7 protein-coding genes are annotated in these 7,651 nt (G+C 70.9%); 5 read left to right on the forward strand and 2 right to left on the reverse strand.

Features of this window, described 5'->3' with window-relative positions:
* Positions 1-227 precede the first annotated feature (227 nt).
* A complete protein-coding gene (locus tag H9Y04_RS45225) occupies positions 228-2,780 on the reverse strand; it encodes a M14 family zinc carboxypeptidase (RefSeq protein WP_187820082.1) in 2,553 nt (850 codons plus the stop codon).
* A gap of 134 nt (positions 2,781-2,914) precedes the next feature.
* On the opposite strand from H9Y04_RS45225, the gene H9Y04_RS45230 reads away from it, so the two are divergent.
* Together H9Y04_RS45230 and H9Y04_RS45235 are read left to right on the forward strand one after the other, a co-directional pair.
* The gene (locus tag H9Y04_RS45230; RefSeq protein WP_187820083.1) at positions 2,915-3,724 is read left to right on the forward strand and encodes an EI24 domain-containing protein; all 810 of its coding nucleotides are present in this window, start codon (positions 2,915-2,917) and stop codon (positions 3,722-3,724) included.
* 31 nt (positions 3,725-3,755) lie between these two features.
* The gene (locus tag H9Y04_RS45235; RefSeq protein ID WP_187820084.1) at positions 3,756-4,367 is read left to right on the forward strand and encodes a LysE family translocator; all 612 of its coding nucleotides are present in this window, start codon (positions 3,756-3,758) and stop codon (positions 4,365-4,367) included.
* Between the two features lie 55 nt (positions 4,368-4,422).
* Here H9Y04_RS45235 and H9Y04_RS45240 read toward each other — a convergent pair whose 3' ends face one another.
* Positions 4,423-5,460 carry a LysR family transcriptional regulator gene (locus tag H9Y04_RS45240; RefSeq protein WP_187820085.1) on the reverse strand — a complete coding sequence of 346 codons (1,038 nt, stop codon included), beginning with the start codon at positions 5,458-5,460 and terminating at the stop codon, positions 4,423-4,425.
* Positions 5,461-5,517: 57 nt separating this feature from the next.
* On the opposite strand from H9Y04_RS45240, the gene H9Y04_RS45245 reads away from it, so the two are divergent.
* From H9Y04_RS45245 to H9Y04_RS45255, 3 genes are read left to right on the forward strand one after another with little or no spacing between them, the layout of a single operon-like run.
* Complete coding sequence (locus H9Y04_RS45245) at positions 5,518-6,324, forward strand: NAD(P)-dependent oxidoreductase (RefSeq protein ID WP_187820086.1); 807 nt, start codon at positions 5,518-5,520, stop codon at positions 6,322-6,324.
* A gap of 37 nt (positions 6,325-6,361) precedes the next feature.
* Entirely contained in the window at positions 6,362-6,778 is a 417-nt protein-coding gene (locus tag H9Y04_RS45250; RefSeq protein WP_187820087.1) for a RidA family protein, read from the forward strand.
* A 35-nt stretch (positions 6,779-6,813) separates the two neighbouring features.
* Entirely contained in the window at positions 6,814-7,578 is a 765-nt protein-coding gene (locus tag H9Y04_RS45255) for an SAM-dependent methyltransferase (RefSeq protein ID WP_187820088.1), read from the forward strand.
* Positions 7,579-7,651 lie beyond the last annotated feature (73 nt).

A 7,651-nucleotide genomic window follows, 5' to 3' on the forward strand; every position in this document is an offset into this window, starting at 1 on the left:
TCGAACCCTGCGACTGCGACCGCAGATTCGACAACACGGACGCACCCATGTCGAACTTCATCGGGCCTCCCCCGGCCATTGGCCATTGATCGTTGCATGCGGAATCCATGCCTATCAATCACCGGCCGGGAGAGGCAATCGAGGGAGATCGACGATCACGAACCCGTGACACACGAGTCACTGATCCGCGATATGCCGGTAGGGCCGCGGCCGCGGCCCCCGGGAACTCAGCCGGAAGCCCCCAGCAAAGCCCGCCCGATCTGTGGGAACACCCCCTTCGGGTGAGCACGGAACAGCGGTTCCGTCCCGAAGAGATACACCCGCGAACCGTCGGCTCCCGGCGCACTCACCACCGAGGCCCGGCCCGCCGCATCCGCCGGTCCGCCCGTGCCGTCCTCCAGCGGGCGCCAGTGGCCGGACACGAGCGGGTTCCCCGTCGCATACGACTGCTCGACGCGCACCCCGGGACCGAGGTCCGTGAACCACACCGGGGAGTAGACGAAGGTGGTGTCCGGAGCGCCCGCGGTGACCGGGCTGCCGCCCGGGTTGGCCACCCGGACCACGCCGTTGGCATCGCCGTTGCCCGCGACCGCCTTCGCCGTGAGCAGCCCCGCGGCCGAGGACAGCCCGGCCCCCGTCTCGCCGAGCCCGACCACACCGCCGCCACCGGTGAGGAACGCGTTCAGGGCGGCCCGGGCCGGTGCGTTCAGGGCGCTGTGGTCCAGGCCCGTCGACACCATCAGGACATCCGCCTTCGACCAGTCGAAGCCCGCGTTCAGCGTCGCCGTCGAGACGGGCAGCACCTCGAAGTTCATCTCGCGCAGCGCGAAGAGCTCACCGGACGTGACGGCCGCCGCCACCCGGGTGCGCTCCAGCGGCTCCGTCCCGCGCGTCCGCGTCGCCGCGAAGACCACGTCGTACTCGCGCGCGAGCTTCGCCGCCTCCCGCCGTGCGGAACCCGGCACGATCGCGCTGCCGTCCGCCGCGCCGAGCACCCGGACACCGGACGCGAGCAGCGAGTTGAGGGCCGCGATCTCCTGCGGGTCGTCGAGCCGCAGCTGCAGATCGCCGTACGGGGCGACATAGCCGGCCGAGGACGCGGAACGCACCACCGTGCGCGGGACGTCGAGGCGCCCCTCCTTCATCTCGACGACCGAAGCGCCCCACAGACGCCCCAGGCTCCAGCCCGAGATGTCGTACATCACCGAGACCTTGTCGCTGATGTCCCGCCCGTCCGCGAGCAGCACATTCGCCATCCCGCGCTTGGGCTGCTCCAGATCGACCACGTACGAGCCGCGCGGATGGACCTTCGAGCCGACCCGGAACTCGCGCAGAGTCCGTTCCACCCGTACGTCATTGGCGAGGAGATGGTCCACGAGCCGGGCCGCCGCCGTCGCCGAGCGCTGGGACGGGCCCGACGCCGGAATCACGTACGCTCGTGAGAAGTCGGTCGTGTAGACGTCCTCGGGCCCGATGCCCGGCACCCCGGGGACGGTCTCGGGTGAGACCGGCACCTGCGCCTCGCCCGCGTCCGCACGCCGGAACGTCTCGATCTGGTCGGCGATCAGCGCATCGCCCCGCTCCTTGACGAAGTCGAGGGTCGCGCGCATCGCCGCGCCCGCGATATCGGTGTTGACCGCCGCGCGCCGCCGCAGCTCCTCGACCGGCAGCGTGTCGTACGCCCGGTTGTTGACCTGCAGCGGGAACTCGATGGTGTGCGCGGCGGTCGCCCCGTGGAACGGCATGTACTGCGGGGTGAAGATCGGCGGCCAGTCGTCCCAGCCCTCCTCGGAGTCACGGAAGGGGATCTGGACGGGCTGCACGCCGTCCTTCTCCTCCGTGTAGCCGAGGCCGTTGACGGCGGCCTCCATGCCGAGCGCGTTGGCATAGGTGTTCTTCAGGAAGAGGTCGTATTCGTAGTTCTCGCCGTGCGGGGGAGTGGTCGGCTCGATCAGCGTGCCGTTGACATAGCCGTGCAGGTCGATCATCACGGCCGGCTGCTTGTCGATCGCGATCTGCCGCATCGCACGCGTCTCCGGCTGCGAGGCCGTGACGAAGTCGCGGTTGAGGTCGAAGCCGTTGCCGTTCGCCCGGGTGCCGGCGATCCGGCCGTCCGGGTTGGCCGTGATGTTGAGGTAGATGCGGGAGTGGTCGAGCAGGTCCTCGGTCTCCGGGTCCTGTGCGACGGCCAGCTTCTCGACGAGCTTCAGGGCCGCGTCCGTGCCCTCCCACTCGTTGCCGTGGATGTTGTTGTTGATGAAGACCGGGGTCTTGTACTCGGCCTTGATCTGCTTGTCCCGTGCGGCGGTTGCGGGAGAGTTCTCGATGCGCTCGCGCATCCGCTCCTGCTCGCGCGCCTGCCGCGCGGACTCCGGCGAGGTCACCGTCACCAGATACAGCTGATGCCCGCCCGCGCTGCGGCCCGCGATCTCCACGCTCACGCGGTCGCCCAGCTTCTGCAGGGCGTTCAGCTTCGGTGCTATCGCGTGATACGGGGTGAGGCCGAGCTTGATGGACTTGTCGGCCGGATTCACCGGCACGGTCGGAAGTTCGCGCTCACGGGGATAGCCGGCGGTGTGCGAGAACTCGGGCACGAGCCCTTCGAGGGCCCGCTCGGCCGTGCTCTCGGGCGACTTGGCGGCCTTGGTCTCCTGCGCCTCCGCACTGCGCACGGGGGACGGCTGCGGCCGGGGATCGGCGTGCGCCCCGCCCGGCACCAGCAGGCCCCCGGTCAGGGCGGCGCCGATCAGCAGGACGGGAACGGGTCTTGGTATGCCCACGCGTACCTCCACGATCCACTCGTTTGACAGGTACGCGGTGTCTACCGGCTCAACTCGGCCACAACAAGAGGGCCTTGCCCCACCAGCCGCTCCGGCCGCACGCGCTGTCACAGCCGACCCGTAATCTGTGCGGCATGCGTGATCTAGGAACCGGCTTCGGATATCTCCTCAAGGGCCAGCGGTGGGTCTTCGGCCACGGCCGCTGGTTCGGCTTCGGGCTGATCCCCGGTCTGATCACCCTCGTCCTGTACGTGGGGGCGCTGATCGGACTGGCCTACGGCGCGGACGATTTCGTCGCCTGGGCCACGCCCTTCGCCGACGACTGGTCCGAGGCCTGGCTCGCGGTCTTCCGCGGCTTCCTGGTCTTCCTGGTGTTCGCGCTCGGCCTGCTGCTCGCCGTGGTCACCTTCACCGCCGTGACCCTCCTGATCGGCCAGCCCTTCTACGAGGAGTTGTCCGAGCAGGTCGACAAGTCGGTCTCCCCGGACGGCACCGCGCCCGAGTCCGGCCTGCCGCTCGTGCGCGAACTGTGGATCTCCGCGCGTGACAGCCTGCGGATCGTCGTACGGGTCGCCGCCTGGGCCGTGCTGCTCTTCGCGCTCGGCTTCATCCCGGTCCTCGGCCAGACCGTGGTGCCCGCGATCGGCTTCTGCGTCACCGGCTTCTTCCTCACCCAGGAGCTGACCTCGGTGGCCCTGCAGCGCCGCCGCGTCGACCTCCGCAAGCAACTGGCCATGCTGCGCAGCCGGCGGCTCCTCGTCTGGGGCTTCGGCGTACCGCTCGTGGTGTCCTTCCTGGTCCCGTTCGTCGCCGTGTTCCTGATGCCGGGCGCGGTGGCCGGAGCGACGCTGATGGCGCGGGACCTGACGGGCGAGGGCGGGCAGGACACCCGGGAGGATCCGGCGACGGTGCGGCTCACCGTCCAGGATCCGGACGCCCGTTGAGCATCGAACCCACGAGAATGAGGATCCGTCCATGACAGAACTGATCGCCGTAGCGGTCATCACGGCCCTCGCCGTGATCAGCCCGGGCGCCGACTTCGCCATGATCGTGCGCAACAGCTATCTGCACGGCCGTACGACCGGACTGCTCGGCGCGGCGGGAGTCGCCGCCGGTGTCCTCGTGCACGTCACGTACACGATGCTGGGCGTCGGCCTGCTCATAGCCTCCTCCACGGCGCTGTTCACGGCGATCAAGCTGATCGGCGCCGCGTATCTCGTCTACGTCGGGATCAAGACCTTCCGCTCGCGTCCCGTCGAGCTCGACCTCGAACGGACCACCACGCTCTCGCCGTTCGGCGCGCTGCGCGCCGGCTTCCTGACCAACGTCCTCAACCCGAAGACCACCCTGTTCGTGGTCTCGACCTTCACGCAGGTCGTGCAGCCGGGCACACCCGTCGTCCAGCAGGTGGGCTACGGCCTGTTCATGTCGTTCGCGCATCTGGTGTGGTTCGGCGCGGTCGCGCTGTTCTTCTCGCACACGAAGCTGCGTGCGGTGATGCTGCGTGGGCAGCGCGCCCTGAACAAGGTGATCGGCTCGGTCCTCGCGGGCCTCGGCGTGAGTCTCGCGTTCGCCCCGTCGAGCTGAGCCCCTGGGCTGGGCGGGCGTCACGCGATCGCCCGCCCGGCCGCCCCTCGTCCCCTCACGCCGGGCGGATCTCCCGCCCGGCCGCCCGCAGCAGCCGTACGAAGGCCTCCGCGGCCGCCGGTACCGAGCGGCCGCGCAGGGTCGCGGCGTACACGGCCCGCGGCGGGATGTCGTCCTCGTGCACCGCGAGCAGCCGGATGTCCGGCCGCACCCCGTCCGCCGCGAGCGCCGGGATCAGCGCGACGGCGAGCCCGGCGGCCACGTACCCCTGCTTGGCGATCCACTCCGCCGCGACATAGGTGACGCGAGGGTGGAAGTCCTCGCGCACCGCCGGGCCGAGCAGCCCCTGCTCGCTGTGCGGACTGCCCGACACCCAGTCGTCACCGGAGAGTTCGGACAGCCGCACCCGGCGACGGCGGGCGAGCCTGTGATGCGCGGGGACGGCCACGTACATCGGCTCGTCGAGGACTTTGCGCAGGGCGTACGCGGACAGATCGGCGCCGGCCGTGGTCGAGACGACCGCCAGATCCAGCTCGCCGTGGTCCAGACGCGCCAACAGCCCGCCGGTCAGGCCCTCTTCGCAGTGCAGCTCCACCAGCGGGTGCCGCTCACGGAAGGCCGCCACCGTACGCGGCAGGAGCGCCGCACCAGCCGTCGGGAACGCCCCGACCCGCAGCCGCCCGCCCGACACCTCGCGCAGTGCGGTCAAATCGGCTTGCGCGCCGTCGAGTTGGGCGAGTACCGCCTCCGCGCGCGGCAGCAGGGCCCGGCCCTGCTCGGTGAGCGCCACGCCGCGCGGCAGCCGGTCGAAGAGCGCACCGCCGCCGAACGCGGACTCCAGCGCCTGAATCTGCCGTGACACGGCGGACTGGGTGTAGCCGAGCGCGCGGGCGGCCTCGGTGAACGAGCCGAGCCGGGCCACTTCGAGGAAGACCCGCAGCCAGGCGGTGGACAGGTCGCGGGTGTCGGCGGGCGTGCTCAGGGCGGTCTCCTCGTGCGGTCCGGTCCGGTGCGGTGTGGTCGGGCGCGGTGTGGTGCGGTCGGGCGCCGTGACGTTCCGTGCCGCCGCTCCTGTACCATGCGATTCTCGCATGACTGCCATGCCGGACATTCGCTTGTCGCATCCATGGCCCGCGCCTAGCGTCGAGGCATGGCACAGATCGCTTTCCTCGGACTCGGCCGCATGGGCGCCCCCATGGCCGCCCGACTCCTCGCCGCGGGCCACCCCCTGACCGTCTGGAACCGCACCACCGCACGCGCCGAACCCCTGCTCGCCCGGGGTGCCCGCCTCGCCGCCTCCCCCGCGCAGGCCGTCCGCGACGCGGACGTCGTCCTCACGATGCTCGCCACTCCCGATGCGGTACGGGATGTGGCCCGCCAGATCGTTCCCGCCCTGCTCCCGGGCGCGCACTGGGTGGAGATGTCCACGATCGGACCCGATGCCGTACGGGAGCTGGCGGCCGCACTGCCCTCCGAGGTCACTCTCGTCGACGCCCCCGTGACGGGCAGTACCGACAAGGCGGAGGCCGGCACCCTCGGCATCCTCGCGGGCGGCGAGGCGGATCCCGTCGAGCAACTCCTGTCCGCGCTCGGCACGGTGACCCGCACCGGGCCGCTCGGCACGGGCGCCGCCCTGAAGCTCGTCGTCAACACGGCCGTGCTCGGGGCGGTGGCCCTCGTCGGCGAGGCCATGCGGCTCGCGGACGCGCTCGGGATCCCCGAGGAGACCGCCAAGGCCACGCTCGGCAACAGCGCCCTGGGCGGCGCGGTGCCGCGCGCCTTCGCCGAGGGCATGCACTTCGCCAACGACCTCGCTGTCAAGGACATCCGTCTCGCCACCGAGATCACCGACCTCCCGGCGATGGAGACGATCCGCGAGTACTTCGCGGCCCACCCCGGGATCGCCCACGAGGACATCGCGGCCGCGGTGACCCGTATCCGCACCGAAAAGCCGTGACCGCCCGTATCCGCACCGCATCCTGAGGAGCACGGCCATGCAGATATCCCTCGACAACCCGGCCTCCGCGCCCGCCCCGCTCAGCCCGTACTACACCCAGGTCGCGCGCATCGAACTCCCCGGCGGGGGCGCGCTGTTGCAGCTCTCGGGCCAGGTGGCCGAAGGCTCCGACCTCGCGGCCCAGAGCCGCGGCATCTTCGAGGCCCTCGACGCCCTGCTCAAGGCACACGGCGCGACGCTCGCCGACATCATCAACATCCGCACCTACCTGACGGACATCGACCGCCTGCACGAGTACGGGGAGGTGCGGCGCGCGTACCTCACGGGGACCCCGCCGACCAGCACGACGGTCGAGGTCTCGAAGCTCTTCCTGCCGTGGGCGCTCATCGAGGTGGAGGTCGTGGCGGCGGTTGCGGCGGAGGGCGTGAAGGAGGGCGTGACGGAAAAGAAGTGAGCGCGTGCGGGGCGGACGGGTTAGGGTCCGCGATCATGACCGCGCTGAACGACCTCGTCCGTCCCGACCGCTACCCCCGCTCCTCCGCGTACGACCCGGCCTGGCTGCTCGACCTCGACATGGGGCCGAACCCGCTCTGGCTGCTCGAAGGCCTCGTACGCGACCTCGAACTGCGGCCGGGCATGCGGGTCCTCGACCTCGGCTCCGGCAAGGGCGCCACCTCCGTCTTCCTCGCCCGCGAGTTCGGCGTCCAGGTCGTCGCCGCGGACTGGTGGATTGCCGCCGACGAGGCCGCGGCCGTGTTCGCCGAGGCAGGCGTGGGTGACCGGGTGGAGGCCGTACGGGCGGAGGCGCACCAGCTGCCGTTCGAGGAGGAGAGCTTCGACGCGATCGTCAGCATCGATGCCTTCGAGTACTTCGGGACCGCCGACGGCTATCTGCCGTATCTCGTACGGTTCCTGCGCCCGGGCGGGCAGTTGGGGATCGCGACCCCGGCGATGCGCCGCGAGGCCCGCGACCTCGGCGGCATCCCCGACCACATCAGGAAGGTCGTCGGCTGGGAGGCGATGGCCTGGCACACGGCCGACTGGTGGCGCTTCCAGTGGGAGACGACCGGGCTCGTGGACGTCACCTCGGCGCGGTTGCAGGAGGACGCCTGGCAGGACTGGCTGCTGTGGGCGCGGGCGGGTGCGGAGCACCACACGGACGGGCGGGCGGCGCAACAGCCCGTGATCGACATGCTCACGGAAGACGCCGGCGAACTCCTGTCCTTCGCCCTGCTCACGGCACGCAAGCGCTAGTAGGACTTTGTTAGGTGGTGTCGTAGGGCTGCCAGGGTGCGGGTTGGTGGCAGGTTGGGCAGTGTCCTGACCA

Source organism: Streptomyces polyasparticus, assembly GCF_014493765.1.
Classification (GTDB): domain Bacteria; phylum Actinomycetota; class Actinomycetes; order Streptomycetales; family Streptomycetaceae; genus Streptomyces; species Streptomyces polyasparticus.

Coding starts and splice junctions, on each gene's coding strand:
- H9Y04_RS45230 (WP_187820083.1), top strand. CDS start 2,915: ATGCGTGATCTAGGAACCGGCTTCGGATATCTCCTCAAGGGCCAGCGG.
- H9Y04_RS45235 (WP_187820084.1), top strand. CDS start 3,756: ATGACAGAACTGATCGCCGTAGCGGTCATCACGGCCCTCGCCGTGATC.
- H9Y04_RS45240 (WP_187820085.1), bottom strand. CDS start 5,460: ATGCGAGAATCGCATGGTACAGGAGCGGCGGCACGGAACGTCACGGCG.
- H9Y04_RS45245 (WP_187820086.1), top strand. CDS start 5,518: ATGGCACAGATCGCTTTCCTCGGACTCGGCCGCATGGGCGCCCCCATG.
- H9Y04_RS45250 (WP_187820087.1), top strand. CDS start 6,362: ATGCAGATATCCCTCGACAACCCGGCCTCCGCGCCCGCCCCGCTCAGC.
- H9Y04_RS45255 (WP_187820088.1), top strand. CDS start 6,814: ATGACCGCGCTGAACGACCTCGTCCGTCCCGACCGCTACCCCCGCTCC.